Annotated in this window: 20 protein-coding genes; 6 read left to right on the forward strand and 14 right to left on the reverse strand. The window is 65.3% G+C overall.

Annotation, left to right across the window (positions count from 1 at the left end):
* Window positions 1-105: 105 nt before the first annotated feature.
* Window positions 106-1,029: a DUF1028 domain-containing protein gene (locus tag H5T65_09170; protein MBC7259407.1), complete on the reverse strand. Its 924-nt coding sequence runs from the start codon at window positions 1,027-1,029 to the stop codon at window positions 106-108.
* A gap of 197 nt (window positions 1,030-1,226) precedes the next feature.
* Here H5T65_09170 and tgt point away from each other — a divergent pair, with 197 nt between their 5' ends.
* Window positions 1,227-2,429, forward strand: a complete 1,203-nt coding sequence (gene tgt, locus H5T65_09175; protein ID MBC7259408.1) for a tRNA guanosine(34) transglycosylase Tgt — start codon at window positions 1,227-1,229, stop codon at window positions 2,427-2,429.
* Between the two features lie 49 nt (window positions 2,430-2,478).
* Window positions 2,479-3,282, forward strand: coding sequence for an undecaprenyl-diphosphatase UppP (gene uppP / locus H5T65_09180; GenBank protein MBC7259409.1), 804 nt, complete (start codon window positions 2,479-2,481; stop codon window positions 3,280-3,282).
* Here uppP and H5T65_09185 read toward each other — a convergent pair.
* The 5 genes from H5T65_09185 to H5T65_09205 all read right to left on the reverse strand — a co-directional run bounded on the left by H5T65_09185 (window position 3,279) and on the right by H5T65_09205 (window position 9,855).
* On the reverse strand, window positions 3,279-3,758 hold the full coding sequence (locus tag H5T65_09185) for an MgtC/SapB family protein (protein ID MBC7259410.1): 480 nt from the start codon (window positions 3,756-3,758) through the stop codon (window positions 3,279-3,281). The genes uppP and H5T65_09185 overlap by 4 nt on opposite strands.
* Before the next feature lie 85 nt (window positions 3,759-3,843).
* Window positions 3,844-6,627, reverse strand: a complete 2,784-nt coding sequence (locus H5T65_09190) for a pyruvate, phosphate dikinase (GenBank protein ID MBC7259411.1) — start codon at window positions 6,625-6,627, stop codon at window positions 3,844-3,846.
* A gap of 334 nt (window positions 6,628-6,961) precedes the next feature.
* Window positions 6,962-8,020: an ACR3 family arsenite efflux transporter gene (gene arsB / locus H5T65_09195; GenBank protein ID MBC7259412.1), complete on the reverse strand. Its 1,059-nt coding sequence runs from the start codon at window positions 8,018-8,020 to the stop codon at window positions 6,962-6,964.
* Window positions 8,021-8,102: 82 nt separating this feature from the next.
* Window positions 8,103-8,345, reverse strand: coding sequence for a TM0996/MTH895 family glutaredoxin-like protein (locus H5T65_09200; protein MBC7259413.1), 243 nt, complete (start codon window positions 8,343-8,345; stop codon window positions 8,103-8,105).
* 43 nt (window positions 8,346-8,388) lie between these two features.
* Window positions 8,389-9,855, reverse strand: coding sequence for a permease (locus H5T65_09205; GenBank protein ID MBC7259414.1), 1,467 nt, complete (start codon window positions 9,853-9,855; stop codon window positions 8,389-8,391).
* A gap of 218 nt (window positions 9,856-10,073) precedes the next feature.
* On the opposite strand from H5T65_09205, the gene dnaN reads away from it, so the two are divergent.
* The 3 genes from dnaN to H5T65_09220 all read left to right on the forward strand — a co-directional run bounded on the left by dnaN (window position 10,074) and on the right by H5T65_09220 (window position 13,126).
* Window positions 10,074-11,207, forward strand: a complete 1,134-nt coding sequence (dnaN, locus tag H5T65_09210; protein MBC7259415.1) for a DNA polymerase III subunit beta — start codon at window positions 10,074-10,076, stop codon at window positions 11,205-11,207.
* A gap of 124 nt (window positions 11,208-11,331) precedes the next feature.
* Window positions 11,332-12,546, forward strand: a complete 1,215-nt coding sequence (recF, locus tag H5T65_09215) for a DNA replication/repair protein RecF (GenBank protein ID MBC7259416.1) — start codon at window positions 11,332-11,334, stop codon at window positions 12,544-12,546.
* A complete protein-coding gene (locus H5T65_09220) occupies window positions 12,539-13,126 on the forward strand; it encodes a hypothetical protein (protein ID MBC7259417.1) in 588 nt (195 codons plus the stop codon). The genes recF and H5T65_09220 overlap by 8 nt, the downstream gene beginning before the upstream one ends.
* Window positions 13,127-13,135: 9 nt before the next feature.
* Here the strand turns inward: H5T65_09220 and rsmG are convergent, their stop codons facing one another.
* Together rsmG and H5T65_09230 are read right to left on the reverse strand one after the other, a co-directional pair.
* Window positions 13,136-13,879, reverse strand: coding sequence for a 16S rRNA (guanine(527)-N(7))-methyltransferase RsmG (gene rsmG / locus H5T65_09225; GenBank protein MBC7259418.1), 744 nt, complete (start codon window positions 13,877-13,879; stop codon window positions 13,136-13,138).
* Between the two features lie 22 nt (window positions 13,880-13,901).
* The gene (locus H5T65_09230; GenBank protein MBC7259419.1) at window positions 13,902-15,302 is read right to left on the reverse strand and encodes an MBL fold metallo-hydrolase; all 1,401 of its coding nucleotides are present in this window, start codon (window positions 15,300-15,302) and stop codon (window positions 13,902-13,904) included.
* Between the two features lie 524 nt (window positions 15,303-15,826).
* Here H5T65_09230 and dnaA point away from each other — a divergent pair.
* Window positions 15,827-17,224 carry a chromosomal replication initiator protein DnaA gene (gene dnaA, locus H5T65_09235; GenBank protein MBC7259420.1) on the forward strand — a complete coding sequence of 466 codons (1,398 nt, stop codon included), beginning with the start codon at window positions 15,827-15,829 and terminating at the stop codon, window positions 17,222-17,224.
* A 4-nt stretch (window positions 17,225-17,228) separates the two neighbouring features.
* Here dnaA and queA read toward each other — a convergent pair whose 3' ends face one another.
* From queA to H5T65_09265, 6 genes are all read right to left on the reverse strand, one after another.
* Entirely contained in the window at window positions 17,229-18,239 is a 1,011-nt protein-coding gene (gene queA / locus H5T65_09240) for a tRNA preQ1(34) S-adenosylmethionine ribosyltransferase-isomerase QueA (protein MBC7259421.1), read from the reverse strand.
* Window positions 18,240-18,244: 5 nt separating this feature from the next.
* Entirely contained in the window at window positions 18,245-19,342 is a 1,098-nt protein-coding gene (locus tag H5T65_09245; GenBank protein MBC7259422.1) for a hypothetical protein, read from the reverse strand.
* A gap of 196 nt (window positions 19,343-19,538) precedes the next feature.
* Window positions 19,539-20,546, reverse strand: coding sequence for a uroporphyrinogen decarboxylase (locus H5T65_09250; protein MBC7259423.1), 1,008 nt, complete (start codon window positions 20,544-20,546; stop codon window positions 19,539-19,541).
* Entirely contained in the window at window positions 20,506-21,780 is a 1,275-nt protein-coding gene (locus tag H5T65_09255) for an MFS transporter (protein ID MBC7259424.1), read from the reverse strand. Before H5T65_09255 ends, H5T65_09250 begins: the two co-directional genes overlap by 41 nt.
* A 51-nt stretch (window positions 21,781-21,831) precedes the next feature.
* A complete protein-coding gene (locus H5T65_09260) occupies window positions 21,832-22,629 on the reverse strand; it encodes an alpha/beta fold hydrolase (protein ID MBC7259425.1) in 798 nt (265 codons plus the stop codon).
* A 39-nt stretch (window positions 22,630-22,668) separates the two neighbouring features.
* Window positions 22,669-23,985 (reverse strand): nodulation protein NfeD, encoded by a 1,317-nt coding sequence (locus H5T65_09265; protein MBC7259426.1) that lies wholly within the window; start codon window positions 23,983-23,985, stop codon window positions 22,669-22,671.
* Window positions 23,986-24,329: the final 344 nt, after the last annotated feature.

Below are 24,329 nucleotides of genomic sequence, written 5' to 3' on the forward strand. Positions count from 1 at the left end.
TGGTCGCGCTATGGGCACAGGTGCGACGCACTTCCGGAAGTGCGTCGCACCTCGGTCGCCAACACACGGCGGAACCGAATCGCCGCCTGCGCTTCTGGCGCCGTCCTACGCGCCCGGCCTCGCGCTCAGGATGCGCGCCATCATCTGCGGGTCGTCGCGCAGAAGCCCCGCCGCCGGAAGGCGCTGAACCAGCAGCGCCAGGTTGGGGTCGCGGGCGAACACGTCCCGGAAAATCGGCAACGCCTGGTCCACCCGTCCCATGTCGGCCAGCGTTACCGCGTGCCAGAAGGGGAGTTCGGCGATGTCGGGCGCCATCTCGGCGGCGGCGCGGTATTCGGCCAGGGCCGCCTCCACCTCGCCCTTGCCCAGCAGTTCGTCGCCTCGGTTCATGCGGCGGTAGGCGCGGTGCACGGTGAGCAGGCGGCGCAGTTCGGCGATGGGCGCGGGGTGGTCTTCCACCCGCAAATCCACAACCACATCCTCCCACGGCCTGTCGGTGGCCTGCGCGGGGACGACGAGCAGCGCGGCGCTCTGCTGGCCGCGCACGTCGCCGCCGGCCTGCTGCGCCGCTTCCAGCGCGCAGACGAGGCGCTCGGCCAGGTCGCCCTGCGCGTGCTGGTAGGCGTCGTACATGGCGGGCCACACGCGGTCGTTGAGCATCATGTTGGCCTGGACGGAGAACCCCTCGCCGACGAGGTGCCCCGCCTCGGCGATGCAGCGCGCGCCGGTGTGCGCCGCCACCCGCCCCTGCGCGTCCACCATCGCCACCTGACGGAGTTCGCGGCCCTCGTCTTCGGCCAGGAGCGCGGCCAGGGCCTCGGGCGCCGACATCCCCTGCGCCATCAGCGCCAGGCCGCGCGGTCCGTAGGCCACCTCCACCAGCGCCTGGGTGGCCACGGCGCCCACCCCTGCCTTCGCCCAGGCCACAAGCCTGCCGACACCGAACCAGTGCGACTGCACCGCGACGCCCATCTCGCCGGTGGCCGCGTCGCGGGCCACAATGGAGAAGGTATGTGCATGTATAGTCATGGTGCACCTGCCTGTCTGCGATTTGTCCCTATTGTACCATGTGCCCAGCGAGCGTGCAACGTTTCGCATCGGCGCGCTGGTGTGATATAATCCGGCGCGAGTAGTCGCCAGCGCCCTGCCTTGAGGGTATCGCCTCCCGCTGGGAGCACACTACAACCCCAAAGGCTAGCGGCCAAAGGCCCATTCCAAGGAGTCCCATGTCATTCTCATTTGACCTGCAACACGAAGACACGAAAACCGCCGCGCGGCTGGGCCTGTTGCGCACGCCCCACGGCCACATCCCGACGCCAGTCTTCGCGCCCGTGGGCACGCAGGCCACGGTGAAGACGCTGGCCCCCCGCGACCTGGAATCCCTGGGCGCCACGCTGATCCTCGCCAACACGTACCACCTCTACCTGCGCCCAGGCCCCGACGTCGTGGAGGAGATGGGCGGGTTGCACCGGTTCATGGGCTGGCGCGGCCCCATCCTGACGGATAGCGGCGGGTTCCAGGTGTTCAGCATGGAGGGCCTGCGCAAGGTTACCGAGGACGGCGTCGCGTTCCGGTCGCACGTGGACGGCTCCGAGCACATCTTCACGCCCGAAAAGGTCATGCGCATCCAGGAGCAACTGGGCGCGGACATCATCATGTGCTTTGACGAGTGCGCCACGCCCACGGACTACGCCTACAGCAAAGCGGCCATGGAGCGCACCCACCGCTGGGCCGAGCGGTGCAAGGTAGCCCACACCCGCCCCGACCAGGCGCTGTTCGGCATCGTCCAGGGGGGCATCTTCCCCGACCTGCGGCGGCAGAGCGCCGAGTTCATCGCGGGCCTGGGCTTTCCGGGCATCGCCATCGGCGGCTTGAGCGTGGGCGAGACCAAGCAGGACATGTACCGCACCCTGGAGGCGCTGGAGCCGTATCTGCCCCGGCGCAAGCCCCGCTACCTGATGGGCGTTGGCTCGCCCGAGGATTTGCTGGAATGCGTCGCGCGCGGCGTGGACATGTTTGATTGCGTGCTGCCCACGCGGTTGGCGCGGAACGGCGCGGTCTTCATGCGCGCGGGTCGCCTCAACCTGCGCAACGCCCAGTACACCCGCGACCCCCGGCCCATAGAGGACGGCTGCGGGTGCTACACCTGTCGGCACTTCTCGCGCGCCTACATGCGCCATCTGGTGATGAGCGATGAGATTCTCGGCCTGCACCTGGCCACCATCCACAACGTGCATTTCCTGCTGCAACTCATGCAGGACATCCGCAAGGCCATCGCCGAGGACAGGTTCGCGCTGTTCAAGGAGGCCTTTCTGGCCGAATACCGCGTTACCGACGAGGAGGTGCGCGCCCGGAATCGCGCGGCGCGCGGCAAAAAGCGCAAGTCGAGCGCCGATACTCCGCGCACGCGGCGAGGCAAGGGCACGTAGCGCGCCTCGCGCGCTTGCCATATCCCAGTTTCCGATAAGGAGTACCCTCATGAATTCCTTGCAAGCGGTGATCTTGGGCATTGTGCAGGGGCTGACGGAGTTTCTGCCCGTGAGCAGTTCCGGGCATCTGGTGCTGGTGCCGTGGGCGCTTGAGTGGGGCCAGCCTGGGCTGCTGTTTGACACGGTGCTGCACTGGGGCACGCTCGTGGCCGTGGTCGTGTACTTCTGGGACGACCTGTGGAGCCTGGTGCGCGCCTGGGTGCGCAGCGTGGCCGCACGGAAGGTGGACACGCCGCAGGCGCGCCTGGCCTGGCTGATTCTGATTGCCACCATCCCCGCCGCGGTCATCGGCTACCTGCTGGAAGATTTCTTTGAGAGCCTGTTCTCCGCGCCCGTGGCGGTGGGCGGCTCCCTGATCGGGACGGGGTTGATCCTCGCCGCCGCCGAATGGGCCTATCCTCGCATTCGTAAGGTGCAGACGCTCCGCCTGGGCGATGCCCTCATCGTCGGCCTGGCCCAGGCGGCAGCCATCTGTCCCGGCCTGTCGCGCAGCGGACTGACCATCGCGGCAGGCATCTTCCGCGGGCTGGGGCGGGAATCGGCGGCGCGGTTCAGTTTCCTGCTATCGGTGCCCATCATCCTGGGCGCGGGCCTTGCCCAGTTAGCCCCCGCCATCGCGACCCCCGGGGCGACGGCGTGGTTCCCGCTGGCCCTGGGCTTCGCCAGCGCCGCGATTTCCGGCTACCTGGCCATCCACTTCCTGCTGGGGTTCGTGCGGCGGCGGCGATTCTGGCCGTTTGCCGCGTACTGCTGGATTGTGGGCCTTGCGGCGCTGGCCGTCAGCGTCCTCTAGTCGGCGTCGCCCTCGCCGCCCTCCGGAGGAGCCGGCGGGACAGCGTGCGATTGGACGGCTCGCCTCTCCACGCCGCGCAGAGCCGCCAGGGTGAGCATCGCCAGCAGCGTGCCTACGACCGCGATGAGGTACAGACCGGCCGCGGCGGCCATGGCGATTGCGGCGACGGCCCACAGCCCGGCGGCGGTGGTGAGGCCGTGCACGTCGGTCTGGCGCTGGAAGATCGTGCCGGCGCCCAGGAAGCCCACGCCGGTTACCACCTGCGCGGCCACGCGCGCCGGATCGCTGCCCGGGAAGGCGTAGATGGAGACCAGCGTGAACATGGCGGCACCCAGCCCCACCATGATGTAGGTGCGAAAGCCGGCGGGCCGACCGCGCCGCTCCCGCTCCCAGCCAAGCGCCGCCGCCAGCACCACCACCAGGAGCAGCCGCGCCACGGGTTCCAACGCAACGAGTACAGTTTCCACGTTTGGCATTCTATCCTCCACGAATGCAAATCGGCAGGGGGTGGGCGCCCCCTGCCGATCGGTGTGTCCGTTCAGGCCGCGGGCAGCGAGTGCGCTACCGATCCCGCTCCAGGGTCATCTTTTCTTTCAGCGCCGCCTGGGCCGCCGCAAGGCGCGCCACCGGCACCCGGAACGGCGAGCAGGAGACGTAGTTCAGGCCGGCGCCGTGGCAGAACTCAATGGACGACGGGTCGCCCCCGTGCTCCCCGCAGATGCCCACTTCCAGGTCGGGGCGGGTCTGGCGGCCTTCGGTAACGGCGATGTGGATGAGCCGCCCCACGCCCGGCCGATCCAGCACCTGGAAGGGGTTCTCGGGCAGAATCTTGTCCTCCACGTACTTGAGCAGGAACTTGCCTTCCGCGTCGTCCCGCGAGTAGCCGAAGGTGGTCTGCGTCAGGTCGTTCGTCCCGAAGGAGAAGAACTCCGCATACTGGGCGATCTCGCCCGCAGTCAGCGCCGCGCGCGGGATTTCAATCATCGTGCCGAACTTGTACTCCACGTGCACGCCCTTCTCCTCCATCACCTGCTTGGCGATGGGTTCCAGCATCTCGCGCACGACTTTCAGTTCGTTGTAGTGGCCGGTGAGGGGAATCATGACCTCCGGCTTGACCACGACGCCCTGCTTCGCCATGTTGCACGCCGCCTCAAAGATGGCGCGCACCTGCATCTTGGTGATGCCCGGGAACGTGATGCCCAGGCGGATGCCGCGCAGCCCCAGCATGGGGTTCATCTCGCGCATCTTCTCCACGGCCTGGAGCATCTTGACCTTGTCGGGCAGAACGGCCTGGATTCCCTTGGCCAAATCCCCGTTGCCCGCCCGCTTGACCTCTTCCAGCAACTCCTCGTCCTCGCGGCTGGCCTTCTCCAGTTCCAGGAGTTCGGGCTTGTGCTGGGCCATTTGCAGGCGCGTAACGTCGCGCAGAAGCCCTTCGTAACTGGGCAGGAACTCGTGCAGCGGCGGGTCAATCAGGCGGATGATGACCGGGCAGCCGTCCATGGCCTGGAAGATGCCCTCAAAGTCGCCGCGCTGCACCGGCAGCAGTTGCGCCAGGTACTTCTCGCGCTCCTCCTCGGATTCGGCGAGAATCATCTTCTGGACGATGGGCAGGCGGTCGGCCTCAAAGAACATGTGCTCGGTGCGGCACAGGCCGATGCCGGTGGCGCCGAATTCGCGGGCGCGCCGTGCGTCGCGCGGGTAGTCGGCATTGGCCCAGACGCCCAGCCGCCGCACCTCGTCGGCCCACGACAGCAGCGTCGCCAAATCCTTCTCGTCGGCGAAATTGGCGTCTATGGTTTGCACCTGGCCCTCAAAGACCTCGCCAGTGCCGCCGTCAATGGAGATGACATCGCCTTCCTTGATGACCTTGCCGTCCACGGTGAACTGCTTCTTATCCTCGTCCACGCGGATGGCCTCGCAGCCGGCCACGCAGGGCAGGCCCAGGCCGCGGGCGACCACAGCCGCATGGCTTGTCGCGCCGCCGCGCTGGGTGAGAATGCCCCGCGACGCGAGCATCCCGTGCACGTCGTCGGGCGACGTTTCGGGCCGCACCAGGATCACGCGCTTGCCCTCCTTGCCCCACTCCTCGGCGGTGTCGGCGTCAAAGGCGGCGAACCCGTAGGCCGCGCCCGGCGACGCATTGAGGCCCTTGGCCAGCAGGCGGCCGTTCCTCTCGGCCTCCTCCTTCGCCTTCACGTCAAAGCGGGGGAGCAGCAACTGGTTCACCTGGCTGGGCTCCACGCGCATGATCGCCTCTTCTTTCGTGATGAGGCCCTCGCGCACCATGTCCACGGCGATCTTGACCGCGGCCGCAGCCGTGCGCTTGCCCGCACGGGTCTGCAGCATCCACAGTTTGCCGCGCTCCACGGTGAACTCCATGTCCTGCATCTCGCGATAGTGCTTCTCCAGTTTCTCCGCGACCTCGGCAAACTGCTTGTACACTTCGGGCATGTCCTGGGCGAGTTGGGCGATCTTCTTCGGAGTGCGGATGCCCGCGACCACGTCCTCGCCCTGGGCGTTCTGGAGATACTCGCCGTAGAGCACCTTCTCGCCGGTAGCGGGGTTGCGGGTGAAGGCTACGCCTGTGCCCGAGTCGTCGCCCATGTTCCCGAAGACCATGGTTACCACGTTGACCGCCGTGCCCCAATCGTGGGGCAACTTGTAGAAGTTGCGGTAGTCCACGGCGCGCTTGCCCATCCACGAGCCGAACACGGCGCCGATGGCCAGTTCCAGTTGCTTGTACGGGTCGGTGGGGAACTCCTCGCCGATTTCCTGCTTGTACAGCGCCTTGAACTCGGCGACGACTTCTTTCATGGCGTCGGCGTCCAGGTCGGTGTCCAGTTGCGCGCCATGCTTGTGCTTGATTTCCTCCAGTTTCTCCTCAAACTTTCGCCCGTCAATCCCCATGACGATGCGCCCGAACATCTGGATGAAGCGCCGATAGGCATCGTAGGCGAAGCGCTCGTTGCGGGTCAGGGCGATGAGGCCCTGCACCGTGTCGGGGTTCAGGCCCAGGTTGAGGACGGTGTCCATCATGCCGGGCATGGACACCCGCGCGCCGGAACGCACGGACACCAGCAGGGGATTCTTGGGGTCGCCGAACTTCTTGCCGGTGGCCTTCTCCACTTCCTTCATCGCGGCAAGGACCTGCTCCCACATGCCTTCGGGGAACTTCTTGCCCGAGGCGTAGTAGGCGTTGCAGGCTTCGGTGGTGATGGTAAACCCGGGCGGGACGGGGAGCCCCGCGTTGGTCATTTCGGACAGACCTGCCCCCTTGCCACCGAGCAGGTCTTTCATGCCGGCGTTCCCTTCGTGGAACAAGTACACCCACTTCTTGGTCATCTCAAAAGCCTCCCTCATGATCGGATTGCACGCGTACAAAAGCAGCCGGGAGTGTCCCTCGGCTGCCTGTTTGCCATGTCAGTGCGGGCCGTGCTCCTGCCAGATGTGGCCGGAAATGCAACCACGACGGCCTGGGACGCACCGACGAAACATTATACCACGATCACGCCTCTTGCCCAAATCGGCGCAGGCTGGGGTAGCGCGCAGGGCGGCTATCCCCACGCTCAACGTGCGACGCACCTCGGAGGTGCGTCGCACGTTAGGCGTGATTCGCGAATAGCCCTGACCGGAACGGGGGAAGGTTGGCCGCCTACCCCCTGCCCGTGCTCCCGGGTTACCCCGCTGCCGCTACCTCGGCCTTCGGCGCGTACAGGCGCTTCCGCAGCGCAAACGCCACGTTTACCAGCCCGATCATCACCGGCACTTCAATCAGCGGCCCGATGACGGCGGCAAACGCCGCGCCCGACTCAATCCCGAACACGGCCACCGCCACCGCGATGGCGAGTTCAAAGTTGTTGCTGGCGGCGGTGAAGGCCAACGTCGTGGTCTTGCCGTAGTCCGCGCCGATCTTGTGCCCCATCCAGAAACTGACCAGGAACATGATCACGAAGTAGAACACCAGCGGGATGGCGATGCGCACCACGTCCAGCGGGATGGTAACGATGAGGTTCCCCTTCAGGCTGAACATGACCACGATGGTGAATAGCAGCGCAGCCAGCGTGAGGGGGCTGATGCGCGGGACGAACTTCGTCTCGTACCATTCCCGGCCCTTGGCGCGCATGAGGATCAGCCGCGTGAAGAAGCCCGCCAGGAAGGGGATGCCCAGGTAGATGAACACGCTCTTGGCAATCTCGCCGATGGTAACGTGCACCACCGCGCCCTGCAAGCCCAACCACGTGGGTAGCACGGTGATGAACACGTAGGCGTAGACGCTGTAGAAGAAGACCTGGAACAGGCTGTTGAACGCCACCAGGCCCGCCGCGTACTCCGTATCCCCGTGCGCCAGTTCATTCCACACGATGACCATCGCGATGCAGCGCGCCAGCCCGATCATGATGAGGCCCGCCATGTACGCCGGATACGCGCGCAGAAATACGACGGCCAGGATAAACATCAGAATCGGGCCGATGACCCAGTTTTGCAACAGCGAGAACCCCAGGATTTTCCAGTTGCGGAACACGTCCCCAAGTTCCTCGTAGTGTACCTTTGCCAGGGGCGGGTACATCATGAGAATCAACCCGATGGCGATGGGGATGTTCGTTGTGCCCACCGACACCGCCTTGTTGAACGACTGCACGGCCGCGGGGAACAGGTAGCCCAGGCCTACCCCTACCGCCATGGCGAGGAAAATCCACAGCGTTAGGAAGCGGTCCAACAGCGACAGTTGCCCCACGACCCGAGGCCGTTCTACCGGTGCTGCGACGACTTTTTCCGACATCTTGCTCCACTCCTTAAGTTATTCTAGGCCGCCCGTGCTAACCTTGGGCCGCCTTGAGCCAGGTGATGATCTCTTCCTTGCGGGGGATCCGCCCCGACGACTTGACCACGCCGTTGATCACAAGCCCCGGCGTCCCCAAGATGGGATAGGTCATGATTTCCCCGATGTCCGTTACCTTGACGAATTCGGCTTGGATGCCGGCTTCCTGCGCGGCTTCGCGGGCCACACGTTCCAAACGCTGGCAGTTGGGGCACCCCGTGCCCAGAATCTTGACTTCCATGAATTGTCCTCCGCGTGAGGATTGGGATGTAAACGTTTTGGGATTATTCGGTTCCGTGCGCCGGTGCCGGCGCGACGCGGCGGCTGCGCCGGTCTATCACCGTCAGGGCCACGGCCAATGCGCCGATGGCCGCCGCTAGGTATGCGAGCAGCGCCCACGTGCTGGCGCCGTCCACCCATGCGCCGTAGATAAGCCCAGACAGCGTGCTGAACAGGGCCACCAGCGCCACATACGTCCACGCCTTCTTATTGCCGATGATCTTTGCAGTAATGAGAATGCTCTGGAGCGAAAGTTCCGGGTCCGCCATCAGGTAGGCCAGAAGCGGGCCGCGGTGCATGCCCAAGTCCAGAAACATGCGGGCGATGGGCACCTCCACCAGCGTGGGGAAGTACATGAAGACGCCGAAGAAGACGCCCGCCAGGTTCCCGAGCAGCGTGTTGCTCCCCGCGATGGCCTCAATCCATTCGGGCCGGATGAAATTGCGGACGACGCCCACGGCAAACACGCCGACCAGGAGCAGCGGGAAGATCTGCTTGACGAAGCGCCAGGTCTCCCACAGCCACTCCTGCACCTCATACGCCTGGAATCGGGCACGGGCCAGGTAGCCCAGGCCGACCATCGCCAGGACCACGCCGAACATCTTGCCCGTGAAGAAGATGTCCAAGCCGCCGGCGTGGGGCACCATCTTCACTGCGGCGACCAGGAGGGTCAGGCCGGTGAGCGACAGGGCCACCCACGTCCATCGGTTGTACCCCTGGTCCACCTTGTCCAGCCCGCGCCACGCCGCAACGGCAATGAGCGCCAGCAGGCCGATGAGGATAGCTCCCTGAACCGAGACCCCCTCTTCGCCGCGGCTGGCGTCAAAGGGAAGCCACCGGTACAACGCCTCCTGGAGGCGATCCATGCCGCCGACGGGCAACGTGATGTGCGCGTAGGCGTTGGTCAGCAGGCCCACCTGCAGCGTGCCCACGATGAGCACGGCGAGGAGCAGCAGGAGGAAGACCCAGGTGCGCCCGCTCACCTTCGCGGTGCTGGCAAATGCGCCATTGGTCTCATCGTTATGGGCTGCGTCGTCCTTGCGAAAGATGAGCGCCATGATGAGACCGATGCCCACGCCGAACAGCACCGACAGGATGACGCGCGCCAGCGCCATGTCCGCGCCGATGGCAACCCCCGTGTAGGTCAGCGCCAGGATGTTGACCGCAGGCCCTACGAACAGGAAGGTGATGGCAGGACCCAGCCCTGCGCCCTTCTTGTAAATGCCAGCGAACAGCGGGATGATGGTGCAGGAGCAGACGGCCAGGACGAAGCCACCGACGGCCGCGGCGGGGTACGAGATGTACTTCGGAGCGTCGCGTCCCAGGAAGCGCGTAATGGCTTCCTTCGGTACCAGGGCCGCCAGCGCGCCCGCGATGAAGAAGGCAGGCAGCAGGCATAGGAGCACATGCGCGGCCAGGTAAGATGCCAGATTTCCCAGGCCGGACTGCAAGAGGTACACGATGTACCGCAACGCTTCGGACACGAAGGCCTCCTGATTTCTGCGAATGTTCCGACGATGGCACGATGGCCGAGAAAACGGGCGCGTGGCCTGCGGGAATCATTCAATTTGCTGCATATTCTAGTCGCCGCGGCGGATTTGTCAAATTCCACCCCGCGCCGTTGCCAGTTTCCGCAACCTGGTGTATACTGCACATGCAATGCCATGTACAGCATAAGGAGGGCGAGTCCATGAAAGTCTCCTGTCTGCAGGACAATCTCGCGAAGGGCCTTTCCATCGTGCAGCGCGCCGTCCCCAGTCGGTCTTCGCTCCCCATCCTGGGCACGATCCTGGTGGCGACCGACGGCCCCCGTCTGAAGTTGGCGGCCACGAATCTGGAGATCGGCATCAACTGCTGGATCGGCGCCAAGGTGGACGATGAGGGGGCGGTGGCCATTCCGGCGCGCCTCCTGGTGGATTTCGTCAACTCGCTGCCCCCCGAGCGCATAGAGATGGACCTGAACGTGCGGACGAACACGCTGCACCTGAAGTGCGCGCGGTTTGAAGCCAACATGAACGGCATGGACCCCTCGGACTTTCCCGTCATCCCGTCGCCGGACGAGAACAATCGGGTGTCCATGGGGGCGGACGTGCTCCGCGACGTGATACGGCAGGTTACCATCGCTGCCGCCACCGACGAGAGCCGCCCGGTGCTCACCGGCGTATCGGTAACCTTTGAGGGCGACCGCGCCACCTTTGCCGCCGCCGACGGTTTCCGCCTCTCCGTCCGCAGCGCGCCGCTCAAGGAATCCGCGCCCGCGCCCATGACCTTCATCGTGCCGGCCCGCGCCCTGGACGAACTGGCGCGCATTGCCTCGGACGAGGATGAGGCCGTGGAGATGTGCATCCCGGAAGGCCGCAACCAGATTCTGTTCCACCTCAGCAGCGTGGACATGGTCTCGCAACTAATAGAGGGCCGATTCCCCGACTACAAGCAGATCATCCCGCGCACGTTCACCACGCGCACCATCATGAACACTGGCGAACTCCTGCAAGCCGTGAGGACGACGAACATCTACGCGCGCGAGGCTTCCAATGTGGTGCGGCTGCGCATTGTTTCCGCCAGCGACTTGGCGCCGGCGCACGTGGAACTGAACGCGACCGCCGCCCAAGTGGGCGACAACGTGGGCGAGGTGGACGCGACCGTGGAGGGGGAGGGCCTGGAGATCGCCTTCAACTCGCGCTACCTGATAGAGGTGCTGTCCGTCATCTCGCAAGCCCAGGTGGCCCTGGAGACCACAACGCCTTCCAGCCCAGGCGTGATCCGCCCCGTGGGGTCCGACGACTTCGTCCACGTGATCATGCCCATGCACATCACGCAGTAGGGCACGCTGCGCCCTCTCGTCGCCCTTCACAAGCCGCGTGGCCCGCTCGGCTGCGCGGCTTTTGTTTTGCCGCCTCGCGGTGCTATAATCCGAACGGCAGAACAATTCGCGCGGAGACGACCTTTTGCGCCTGAAACGCCTGACGCTCATCAATTTCAGAAACTACAGCCGCCTGGAACTTGCCTTTGAGCGGCCACTTGTGGTGCTGCAAGGGGACAACGCCCAGGGCAAGAGCAACCTCCTGGAGGCCATCTACATGCTGGCCACCAGCAAATCGCCGCGCACCAACAGCGACCGAGACCTGCTCAACTGGTTCGCGAGCGACGACATCCAGCCCTACGCCCGCATTGACGCCGAGGTGGAGCGAGGCCAGCGCGCCGAACGCATTGAGATCACTGTACTGAAAGCCAACGGCGCGGCCAACGGCGCAACGGTGCGCAAGCAGATTCGCATCAACGGCGTCAACCGTCGGGCGCTGGATTTGCTGGGTCACCTGAACGTGGTGCTTTTCGTCCCCCAGGATGTGGAACTGGTGGATGGGGCCCCTCCGGTGCGGCGGCGCTATCTGGATGTGATGCTGTGCCAGATCAACCCCCGCTACTGCCGCGTGTTGAGCGAGTACACGCACGCGGTGCTCCAGCGAAGCCACCTGCTGCGCCGACTGCGCGAACGGTCGGGCGACCCCGCGCAGTTGGCCTACTGGGACGACATGCTGATCACCCGCGGGGCCGAGGTGATGGCCTGGCGTCGCCGCGCCGTGGTCGCGCTAGACCAACTGGCGGGGGCCATCCACGGCGAACTCACCAACAGCAGCGAACTCCTGCGCCTGAAGTACCAGCCACGATTGTCGGTGCCCGAGGCATTCCAGCCGCCGCTGGGGCTGGAACTCGCCGTGGCCCAGGACGAAATCGCGGAGATTCAGACGCTGTTCGCCGAACGGCTGGCCCGCCTGCGCCCCGCCGAGTTGCACCAGGGGGCCTGCCTTGTAGGCCCGCACAGGGACGATCTCCGCTTTCTGGTCAACGGGTGGGATCTCCAGACCTTCGGCTCGCGCGGCCAGCAGCGCACGGCGGCGCTCTCGCTCAAGATGGCCGAAACCCAACTCATGCATCGGGAGACGGGCGAGCATCCCATCCTCTTGCTGGACGATGTCCTGTCGGAACTGGACACCAAGCGGCGCGAATGCCTCCTGGAAGCCGTGAACGGCGTGGAGCAGGCGATCCTCACCACCACCGATTTGGCGCTGTTCTCGCCCGAATTCCTCGCGCGCGCCGACCCGCTCCAGGTAACGGAAGGGCGCATCCAGCGCCTGCAAATCGGGAGCGGCCGCGATGGGTAACGGGAGCGGCCGCACCGAAGCGCAGGACATCGCCCTGCTGCAAGAGATTCGCGCCTTTGCCCGCGACCTGCGGCAGTCAGTAGCCCGCATTGCCCCGCCCGACGCCGATCAGCGCCGCCATGTCTCCGATGCGTCGGCCCGCGACCTGCTGGAGACAAGCCTCGCCTGGGTCAAGCGGTTCATGCTCGCCGAGGCCGAGGTTCGCCCCGCGTCGCCCGAAGAGACCGGACGCCAGGTCTATGCGCTCTGGCTGTTCGCGGCCTACATGGCGGCCCACCAGGGGCTGTCGGTGCTGGACGCCGACTTTGACGCGCTGTTTGAGTTCTTCTTCTGGTGGTACCCCCGCCAGTGCGCGGAGGCAAGCGCGGCGCTCACGGACACGTTGTTCGGGTCGCTCCAGGCCTTCTTCCGCTTCCTGGCCGAGCAGGGGGCGCTGCCAGGCACCGAATCGGTGGATGACTTCTGGGCGTACAGGGCCGAGGCCCAGCGCCTCCTGGCGCTGTACGAGCAACTGGATCCGGATTCGCCCTACTTTGAGGAGCAGTTTGAGGCGCTCTTCGGGCTGGACTGGGCGGAGTAGCGCGCGGGCCTATTTCAGCGGACGCTTGGCGGGAATCCCCGGACGGCGGGGGTACGCATCGGGGGTACACGCCGTCTTCTGCACCACGACCAGCCGCCGCTCCTCGGCCAAGCCGGGCAACGCCACCTTGATAATCTTCACCAACTCCCCGCCCAGGACGGTGAGCGCCCGGCCCGCCTGGGCCACCTCGGCCTCGGCGGTCTCACCCTTCATGGCGATCACCCTGCCGCCAAGCCGCGCAAAGGGCAGGGTCAGTTCGGCTAGGGCGGGCATCTCGGCCACGGCGCGCGCCGCAACCCAGTCGTACTGCTCGCGGTGCGCGGGGTCTCTGGCCAAATCCTCGGCGCGCCCGTGGAGAATCTCCAGGTCGGCCAGCCCCAGCACCCCGCGCAGGTGCTCCAGGAACCGCACCTTCTTGCCCGTGGCTTCCAGCAATGTTACCCGCCACCGGGGACAGACGATTTTCAGCGGGACGCCTGGGAAACCGGCGCCGCTGCCCACATCCAGGAAGCGCAGGCGCTCACCCGCGCGGCGCTCCGGCCCGCAAGCCCCGCCAACCTGCCGCATGGCCACCAGGCACGTGAGCGAATCCAGGAAGTGGCGAATCTCAATGTGCTCCTCCTGGGTAATGGCCGTGAGGTTGAACTTCTTGTTCCATTCCAGCAGTTCGCGCCGGTAGATGTGGAATGCCTGAATCTGCGCGGGCGAGAGGGGAATGCCCATCTCTTTCGCGTGGCGGGCCAGAAGTTCCATCGGCGGCCTCCTCGCACCCGTGTCAAAGTTCCACCGTGTCCCCGGGCATGGGCACGTGCACCTCGGGGACGCCCATCTCCTTGAGCGCGGCGGCCAGCGATAGCGACGCGGCCTCTTCGCCGTGGACGATGAACACGCGCCGAAGCCCCGTCTGCCGGACCCGCCGCACGTAGTCCAGGAGTTCGTTGCGGTCGGCGTGGGCGCTGTACCCGTCTATCCGCTCCACGGCCGCGCGCACCGTGTACTCCTCGCCGAAGATGTTAACCTTCTTCCACCCGTCCACCAACTTGCGCCCCAGGGTCTGCTCGGCCTGGAATCCCACGAACAGGATGGTGTTACGCGGATCCTCTATGTTGTTCTTCAGATGGTGGAGGATGCGCCCCGCCTCGCACATGCCCGACGCGCTGATGATGACGGCTGGCTGTTCCAGCGAGTTCAGCGCCTTGGACTCCTCCACGTCGCGGACGTACCGCAGGCGGCGGAAGCCGAAGGCGTCCTCCACGTCGGCGCGCTCCATGAAGGCGTTGATCTCTCGGTCGTAGCACTCGGGGTGCAGGCGGAAGATCTCCGTAACGTTGACGGCCAGCGGGCTGTCCACGAACACGGGCAACTCGGGGATTTGCCGCGCCAGGGTCAGCCGATGCAGGGCATAGACCAACTCCTGGGTGCGGCCCACCGCGAAGGCGGGAATGATGATCTTGCCGCCCCTGTTGACCGTTTCCAGGATGACGCGCCGCAGTTGATCCTCCGCCTCTGGCGGCGAGTCATGGGTGCGGTCGCCGTAGGTGCTTTCCAGAATCAGGGTGTCCACATCCTGGACCACGTAGGGGTCGCGCAGGATGGGGAGGTTGGGCCGCCCCAGGTCGCCGCTGTACACCACCTTCTGGTTGTGGCCGTTCTTGCGCACGGCGATCTCTATCATGGCCGAACCCAGGATGTGGCCCGCGTCGCGGAATGTGGCCGTGGCTCCATCGGTCAGGGGGATGGGCCGATTGTAGCCGACGCCCAGGAACTGCTCCACCGCTTCCAGAGCATCGTCCAGCGAGTACAGGGGCTTCACGGGCGGTTCACCTTTGCGCGCCCGCTTCTTGTTTACGTAGGCCGCATCGGCGGCCAGGACGTGGGCCGAATCCCGCAGCATGGCGCTGCACAGGTCCACCGTGGCGGGCGTGGCGTAGATATGCCCCGCGAAGCCCTGGCGCACCAGGGTGGGGATGTTGCCGCTGTGGTCAATGTGGGCGTGGGACAACAGCACCATGTCTACCCGAGTGGGGCCAAACTCAAAGCGTTGGTTGCGGTCAAAGAAGTCCCGGCGCCTTCCCTGGAACAGGCCGCAATCCAAGAGGATGGTCTTCCCCGCGATTTGCAGCCGATGCCTGCTTCCGGTTACGTTGCGTACTGCGCCCAAAAACTGTATTCTCACGAAGCCTCCTACGCCCCGCTTTTGTCCGTTCCGTGCGCGCTATTATCCCCGACAACGCCCTCGCCGTCAAGCCAGGCGCGACACGTTGTGCCCCATGGCGGGGGAACCCACAACACGTTGTGCTTAACAATAATGAGTCTTAAAACTCGGTGGGGGCGCAGTTTTAACACGATTTGCCCTTCCTAAAATCGCGACTATCTGCTACAATGATAGCGCCGTAGAGATGGGCGGCAGGGGCCTTCCAGGGAGACGCTGGCGGGTCAGCGCGAAGCCCGCCGCAGGCATGCGCCAGCACAAGGCCAAGCACGGGTCTTCGCGTCCCCAAAAGCCGAAGGCGAGTTGCCGCTCTCCGTTACCTGGTTTAACTTCTTCACAACTCTTACCCGTGATTTGCAGACAACCGACAGGCGTTCCAAGCCCCTCCGGGCCCATGGAATCATCAGCGGGCAGATCGGCTCGGTGGGATGTTGTTTCCTGTACCTTTTGGCCGAAACACAATCTTGTCTCTTCACAGCGCGTCCATTATGAACAACACAACCGACCGGCAGAACAAACTGACGCCCCTTGAGGCATGGCAGGCGACGCTCGGAGAACTGCAACTGCAGTTAGCGAAGTCAACCTTTGACGCATGGCTCAAAGACACCACCCTGGTGGCCGAAGAGGACGGTCTCTTCACTATCGGTGCGCGAAACTCCTACGCGCGCGACTGGCTGGACAATCGCATGAGGGGCCTCATCAAGCGCACCCTCACCCGCATCACGGGCCGCCAGGTGGACGTCCGCTTCATCGTCGACGCCAGGCCGGTGGAGTCCCCCGACCCGAAAGACCTCATCGGATACGACCCGGCCACCGAGACCCCGGCCCAGGGCAATAAATCCAATGGGCATGCGGGATTCTTGAACCCGCGCTACTCTTTTGAAGCGTTCATCGTGGGCAGCGGCAACCGCGTGCCCTACGAAATTGCTCGGGCCGTGAGCGAACGCCCAGGCGCAGCCTACAACCCGCTGTTCCTCTATGGCGGCGTGGGTCTAGGGAAGACGCACCTCCTTCAGGCTATCGGCATCCGCGCCGCCCAGCGCGGGTTGAAGGTGCTCTACGCGCCCTCCGAGCAGTTCACCAACGACCTGGTCTGCTCCATCCGCGCACGCACGACCGAGGAATTCCGCAACAAATACCGCGACGTGGATGTCCTCCTGCTGGACGATGTCCAGTTCATCGCCGGCAAGGACACCACACAGGAGGAATTCTTCCACACGTTCAATGCCCTGCACGGCGCCAACCGCCAAATCGTGGTGGCGTGCGACCGTCCCCCGCGCGACGTGCCGGGCCTGGACGAACGCCTGCGCTCGCGGTTTGAGGGTGGGCTTGTCTTGGAGATCGTCCCGCCCGACTTCGCGGCCCGCATGGCGATCCTTCTGGCCAAGGCCACCGCCAGGGCCTGCGTCCTCCCCGCGCCCATCCTGGAACTCATCGCCCAGACGGTGGAGACGAACGTGCGCGAGTTGGAAGGCGCGCTCAACCGCGTCATCGCCCAATCGGAGGCGCTGAGGCAGCCCCCAACCATAGAAGCCACGCAGGCCATCCTGCGGGACATGATGCCCTCCAGAGGGCGGCCCTCGCCCGAGGCCATCCTGGACGCCGTGGCCCAATACTTTGGGATAGACCGGCAAGATCTCCTCGGATCATCGCGCAAGAAACAAATCGCCGTGCCCCGCCAGGTCGCCATGTACCTGCTGTGCACCGAGACCGACCTGTCGCTGGCGCAAATCGGCGCGTTCATGGGCAACCGCGACCACACCACCATCCTGCACGGCAGGGACAGGGTCCGCGAATGGGTGGAGACCGACCCGGCCATGCGGTTGCACGTGCAGACCATCCGAGAGCGGATGCGCCAGCCCGTTGCCGTCCGCTCGGCGGTCTAGCGGCTCACAGAATCAGCATCGCGTCGCCGAAACTGTAGAAGCGGTATCGCTCGCGGATGGCCTCCTGGTACGCTCGGTCTATGAGCGCCTTCCCCGCGAAGGCCGAGACCAGCAAGAGGAGCGTGGAGCGCGGCAGATGGAAGTTGGTAATCATCACGTCCACGGCGCGGAAGGTGTATCCCGGGTAGATGTATAGCCCAGTAGGCCCGGCGAATGGCGCGACTTCCCCCGACTGGGCGGCGCTCTCCAGGGCGCGCACTGCCGTGGTGCCAACGGCGATGACCCTGCGCCCCTCGTGTTTCGCCGCGCGAACCCGCTCGGCCACCTCGGGCCTGACCTCGCACCACTCGGTGTGGATGCGGTGCTCCTCAATGTGCTCCTCGCCGATGGGGCGGAAGGTGTCCATGCCGATGTGGAGCGTAACGAACGCCACCTCGCACCCCATCGCCAGGATGGTGTCCAGCAGCGCCGGCGTGAAATGCAGCCCTGCCGTGGGCGCGGCGACGGACCCTTGCACCCGCGCGTACACCGTCTGGTAGCGCTCGGGGTCGCGCAGCGGCTCGTGGATGTACGGCGGGAGCGGAACCACGCCCAGGGCCTGCAAGTGCGGCTCCACCGGCTCTGCGAACTCCAGAATGCGGCTGCCCGACTCGGTGGTGGCGACCACCCGCGCCTCCAGCGCCTCGCCGAAGATCAGGACGGTCCCCTCGCGAATCCTGCGCCCGCGCACTAGGGCCTCCCACGTCCGTGGGCCGCGCTTGGCCACCAGCAGCACCTCCACTTTGCCGCCCGTGCCCGCCTTGCGCCCGAAGATGCGCGCGGGGATGACGCGGCTGTCGTTGCACACCAGCAGGTCGCCCGGCCGCAGATACCCGACGATGTCGCGGAACACGCGGTGCTCCAACTGACCCGTTTGCCGATGCACCACGAGCAGGCGCGAGGCGTCGCGCGGCTCAACGGGCGTCTGCGCGATGAGTTCGGGGGGAAGGTAGTAGTCAAAACTCCTTGTCTCCAACATGCTCAAACTTTGAACTCGCTTCTCACCAGTTCCAGTTTGTTCACGATGGCAGACAGTTCGCTAAGCAACTCGGCAGCGCGCGCAGCCTCCGCGGCCTCCATGAAGCCCACTGCCCTTCTAAAACTCTCCGGCAGTGTAGCGATCTCGTGTTGCACCCTATCAATGTCTTCCCGGTTCGCAACCACAATCAGCCGCTGCACGGTCGGATTGTTTTGTGCTTTCTGGAGATTGAGAATGAGCGAGTCCAACGACCCGCGTCGCTGCACCTCAAAAACGTACGTAACAACCCCCAGGTTGGCAATTCGGGCTTTCCACACAACATCTACCCTGGCGCCTTTTGCCACGGTCTTCTCCCGCTCTGTCTCAAAACCAAGCCACTGTCCGATTGCCGTGAGTTGCTCAATCGCTTCGCTGTGATCAAACTCGTATCCTGAAGGGGGCGCTTCCACAGATGCCGGTTCTCCCCTTTCCTTCTCAGCCTTCCAAACCTCAAAAAGGAAGTAGTCAACCCCAAGAAGGTCTAGGTTCTCAATTCCGTTGCGCTGAAGTTCATCTCGGACCAGGCGAAGGAGATCGTTGAATTCCTCATATTGACTGCCGCTTATCTGATGCTTATTGAGAGCACGGAAACTGGCGCCAAACCCCAAGGCTTTGAGCGCCTTCCGTGCCTTGTCGTTCCATAGACCACACTGATCAGGGTGAACGAAAGCAAGTATCTCCGTTATGGAGGAGGGTCCAAGTCCCTTTATGTTCTTGCGAAAAGAATCGTAGCGAATAGCAAGGGGGTCCTTGCCCCAGAGCAAGTTGCGCAACTGCTCAACGATGGTTGGCAGCCCGTTATCCTGGAGCAATTTGTCCACGAGGTAACCCTTGTTACCCCACAGGAGAGTGGCCCAGAGAGAGCTAACAACCTGGCCAAATTCCTGCTCCGACATGCGAGACAGTCCTTCAGGAGAGAGAAGCTGGGCGTAGAGACGAACCCGTTCGCGGCGACTCTCCAGATCGGACTCGCGGCCACCGCTCGTGAGATATTGGCGGAACACCGGTACATAAGACTTGATTTGACGCGCTTGTTCGGCCGATACCGATAGTTCTCTCATTCCCTTACCTCCATGCACGCTGCCGCCTAGATGTGGTATCCGTACAGCCAACTCCAAGGGCGCTGAACTATCCGGCACAAAAGTGTAGCCTTGTTTGCAGGCAGCATCTCATCCCGTAGGGCTTTGCCGGACTGCGCGAGCGATGTTCTGGATAAACGCTACTCGCCTCCAACAAGTGTACAATAGCCTACAATTGCTAGCCCGTCAATTGCAGATTCTGGTCAAGAACCGCTTCTCGCACCGCATCTATGTTCGCCTCGGGCGTGCCCAGGTGGATGACGCAGCCTGGGCCGAGGATGAAACGGTCGCCGCCCGTCTGCGCGACGGCATCGCGGGCCTCGGCGACGGCCTCCTCGGGCACGCCGCTGTGGAACGCGCCGCCCGGCGCATGATTCAACCCGCCGATGAGCACGCCCGCGAAGTGCGCCCGCGCCTCCGCCAGGCCCGGCTCGGTCGGGCTGCGGTCGTGCCAGTTGACCGCCTGCACGGGATAGTCCCGCGCCACCTCAAACCGCAGGTTGGGCTTGCACAGGTGCAGGATGTTGAACCACGTCCTCGCGGCGACACGTTCCAACACGGGCAAATCGTACGCCAGGCCGAACTCCCGGAACGCGCCGGACGGGAGCGCGTCGCGCGTGGCCCCCTGCACCGCCAGGAAGATGCCGTCGGCGCCCGCCTCCACGCAAGCCTGGGCGAAGTCCGCGGCGGTCTCGGTGATGACCTTCAGCCCCGCGTGCAGGTCGGGGCCGGCCGACAGGGCGTGCCGATACACCGCGTCGCCCGCCAGGTTCCGCGCGATGGTGAGCGGCGCGAACACCGTCGCCACGATGGGAATCCCAGGCCCCAACTCGTCGCGCATCATCCGCAGCGCCCGCACCTGGTTGCCCAGCGCGCCCCGCAAAGGATCCAGGGGGCGCAGGCTCCGCCAGTCCGCGGGGGCTTTGACCACATGCTCGGCAACGGGCACATGCCCCTCGCTGCGATCGTAGCCCGCGAAGCGGTTGCCCCAATCCAGGGTGAACGCCCAATTGTTGAACATCGCCTTGACAAAGTCCAGATCCCAGCGACGGACGAAGCGGACGGTCGCCTTCACCAGACCTTCCGGCGTGGCATCTTCCGGCGGCAAGTGCCGCCAGATGGCGAACGGAATGCGATCTACCTTCTCACCTCGGATGACTCGCCTGATTCGCTCGGACTTGTCCATCTCTCCAATCCTTTCTTTTGCTTGTCGCCGGCGATGTCCGGCCTGGCAGCAGCAGGAGCAGCGGGAGCGCGGCAACCGTGGCCGCCGCCCCCATCAGGAACGCCGACCGCAGCCCAAGCCAGTCTCCCCAAGCGCCCGCCAGGGCCACCGCCAGGGCGTAGATGATGAAGTTCATGGAACCGTACACACCATTGGCCAGAGCGCGGTGCTCCGGAAAACTCTCCTGCATGAACGCAGTGAGCACCGTCGGCACGCAAAGCGAAGTGGCTCCCACCAGGAGCAGCATGGCGACCTGCGCCAGCCCGTGCGTGGACAGGAACCCGACCATGCACAGCGGCGCCGCCACAAACAGGAGCGCCAGCGTGCGCTTCCTCCCCAGCGAGTCGCTCACCGAGCCTGCCCCCAGCGCCCCCGCCACGCCAGCCGCCTGCAAGATGGACAGCGACGCGCCCGCCACCCAGAGGCTTGCGCCGCCATCCCGCAGGAACACCGGCAGGAATGTGGTCAGCGTGGCCACCATCGGCGAGCGCAGCACGGTGATGCTGATGAGCGGGAGCAGCAGGGGCTTCATAGCCGGCAGAACCTCCCGCCAACTCCCCACGTACACGTTCGCCGTCGGCGCGGTCTGGGCCGCCGACAGGCGCGACGCTACGAACAGCGACGTGAGGACGCCGATGATCATGAGCCAGGGCAGCCCCCGAAGCCCGAGAACCTGGGTCGCGCTGACGAGGAGGATGGGGCCGATGGTGTACCCCAACTCGCCGCCCACCATCCAGATGCCGATTCCGCGCCCCAGCCGCCTGCCGGCCAGCCGCCCCGCCAGCGGCGGCGCGACCGAATGGAAGGCGGCCGAACTGAACCCCGCGATGGCCAGGAACAGCGCCAACACCCCATAGTTTGGGGCCACGCCCAGCAGGCTCATCAGGACGCCGGTTACCGCGGGGCCGAGGATCACCAGCGCGCGCAGGTTCACCTTGTCGGCCAGATGGCCGATCACCGGCTGCAGCACCGAAGGAGACTGCAGAAACACCATGAGCAACCCCGCCTCGGTCTTGGACAGGGCCAGGTTCGTGATGAATGTCGGCAACAGCGGGGCCAGGAAGGACGCGTACATGTCGTGCACGGTGTGCCCCACCGCAATCGTGATCACGCGGCTCGCCTGGAAATCCTGCGCCCCTTCTACAGGCGCGGCGGGTGGGACGTGCGTTTTGCCGGCGCTACCAATGGCTTTCATGGAGACCTCGTCGCAAGGGAATGATGGTGGCAGGGGGCGTCGGCCGCACGGTCAAGGCGCGCCTCCTGGGGTCGCTTGGCGAGACAAGGATCCGCTCCGCGCGACGATCCACTCGTGCGTCTTCTGCCACACGAATTCGCGCTCGCTGTCCACCGTCAGGCAATGGCCCGAGTTGTGGAGCACGATCAGCGTCTTGTCGGCGGACGCCACTTTGTCGTGCACGATTCGCCCGCATTCGGGGCGGATGAGCGCGTCGCGGCTGCTCTGGAAGATGAGCACCGGCACGGTGATGGACGGCAGCAGGCGGCGCACCTCTTTCTGCAAGAGGGCCACCTGATAGGCCGATTCCCCCGGAATCACATCGTAACTCCACAGCATCTTGTGGGCTTCGGGATCGGTCAGGTCGGCGTCCTGGGGTTCCTCCTTGCGGTTCCAGCGCATGATGCGGCGAAACGGCCGCACGAACTTCATGCGCCAGTCGCGGGCAATCAGCGCGGGCGAGTACAGGATGGCCCCCGCGATGGGGTGCAGCGCCGCCAGTCGGAGCGCCAGTAGCGCCCCCAGAGACAGCCCGCCGACGAACACCCGCGCGCACTGGCGCTGCAACGCCAGGAGCGCCTCCTCCGCGGATGCGTACCAATCCCGCCACGTCGTCCCCGCCAGGTCGTGATAGTCCGTCCCGTGGCCCGCCAGGAGCGGCGCGGAAACCGTGAGGCCCTGGCCAGCCAGGTACTCGCCCAGCGGCCGCATTTCGGGCGGCGAGCCGGTGAACCCGTGAATCAGCAGGCACCCGACCGGGCCGCCCGCAAAATGAAACGGTTTGGGGTCAAGCCAGGGATGCTGGGTCATCTTGTCTCACCTCCAACCACGCATCAAGGCCGCGTCGCATCACGATTCGGGCGGGCGCGCGCGACGCACGACGAGTTTCACGCCGTCCACGCCGGTAACGACGACTCGCTCACCCGCGCGGATGGGCGGGTCTTCGGCCACCGCCGACCACGACTCGCTCCCCGCCAGCACGATCCCCGAAGGCGTCAGATCCACCTGCACGATCCCCTCTGCGCCGACCAGCGTCTGCACGCCGACCGGCACGCGCAGGCGCTGGGCGCGGAAGCCCGCCGACAGCGCGAACAGGAACAGCGCCGCCGTGCCCGCCGTAACGCCCGCGATGAGCCATCGGTTCACGTTGAGACGGGGCAGTGTGGGCGAAGGCGGCGTCAGCGGGCTGAACAGGATGAGCGAGCCGAGGATGAGCGCGACGGCCCCGCCCACGCTGAGCGCAAACCCGGACACCTTGATGTCCAGCGCGAAGAAGATGAGCGCCAGCACGATGAGCGCGATCCCGCCCCAGTTCAGCGGCAGGCTCTCGGAGACGACAAAGGCCAGGATCAGGCAGATGGCGCCGGTGATTCCAGGGAGCACCGCGCCGGGATGATACAACTCAATGATAACGGCCAGCATCCCGACGATCCACAGCACGTAAGCGATGTCGGGGTTGACCAGCGTGTGCAGGAAGGACTCAAACGGCGTCATCCGCATGTCCACGATGGTAGCGCCGCGCGTGGACAGGGTTACCTCGCCGTCCACGGTCTTGACCGTGCGCCCGTCCAGCGCCGCCACTAGGCCCGGCAGGTCGTCGGCCAACAAGTCCACCACGCGCAGCCGCACGGCCTCCTGCGACGTGATGGCCAGGCTCTTCATCACCGCATCCTCGGCCCACTGGGCGTTGCGGCCATAACGTTCTGCGAGCGAGCGGGCCAGGGCCGCCGCGTCCTGCGTAACCTTGTCGCCCAGGGTGCCCGGGATGTCCTCGCCGGTGGATCCCACCGGGTGGGCCGCGCCGATATTGGTGGACGGGGCCATGGCCGCCACGTGCGCCGCGAGCGTGATGAACGTGCCGGCAGAACCCGCCCGCGCGCCCGGTGGGGCCACATACACGGCGACGGGAACGCGCGAACCCAGGAGCGCCTGCACGATGTCGCGCATGGACTGGAGCGAGCCGCCGGGCGTGTCCAGAACAATCACATACAGGGACGCCTGGGTCTGTTCCAGGGCGCGCTGCACGTAGCGGGTCGTTACCGGGTCAATGATGCCCTTGACGTACAGGACCCGCACCGTCGGCTGCGAAGCCTGCGCGGCCGCACTCCCCAGCGCCGAGGCCGCCATCAGGACCAACAACACCGCCGCCACAATCGCACGCTTCATCGGTCTCCATTCATCGGTAACCTACGCGGACTCACGCTACCAGTATAGCCAGGGGCCAGCCGCGACGCAAGAACGCCGGTCGGCGTCATCGCGCGGGGCGTTGTCCCCTCTCCCGCCGGGAGAGGGCTAGGGTGAGGGCCAGCCCGATGCTTCGCGCCTCACCCCCGGCCTTCGGCCTCCCCCTCCTCCGCACGCGGAGATGTTCTAATTCTTGTCAAATCGTGAACCTTAGCAGAGCGAATAGCCGAAAGCCGGACGCAAGCCGCATTGAACCAGGGATGGCGTCTCACCGAGTTTGACGCCACCGGTGATGAGAGTAGACTATGGGCTGGTGACGAAGGAAG

Source organism: Chloroflexota bacterium (assembly GCA_014360805.1).
GTDB lineage: Bacteria > Chloroflexota > Anaerolineae > DTLA01 > DTLA01 > DTLA01.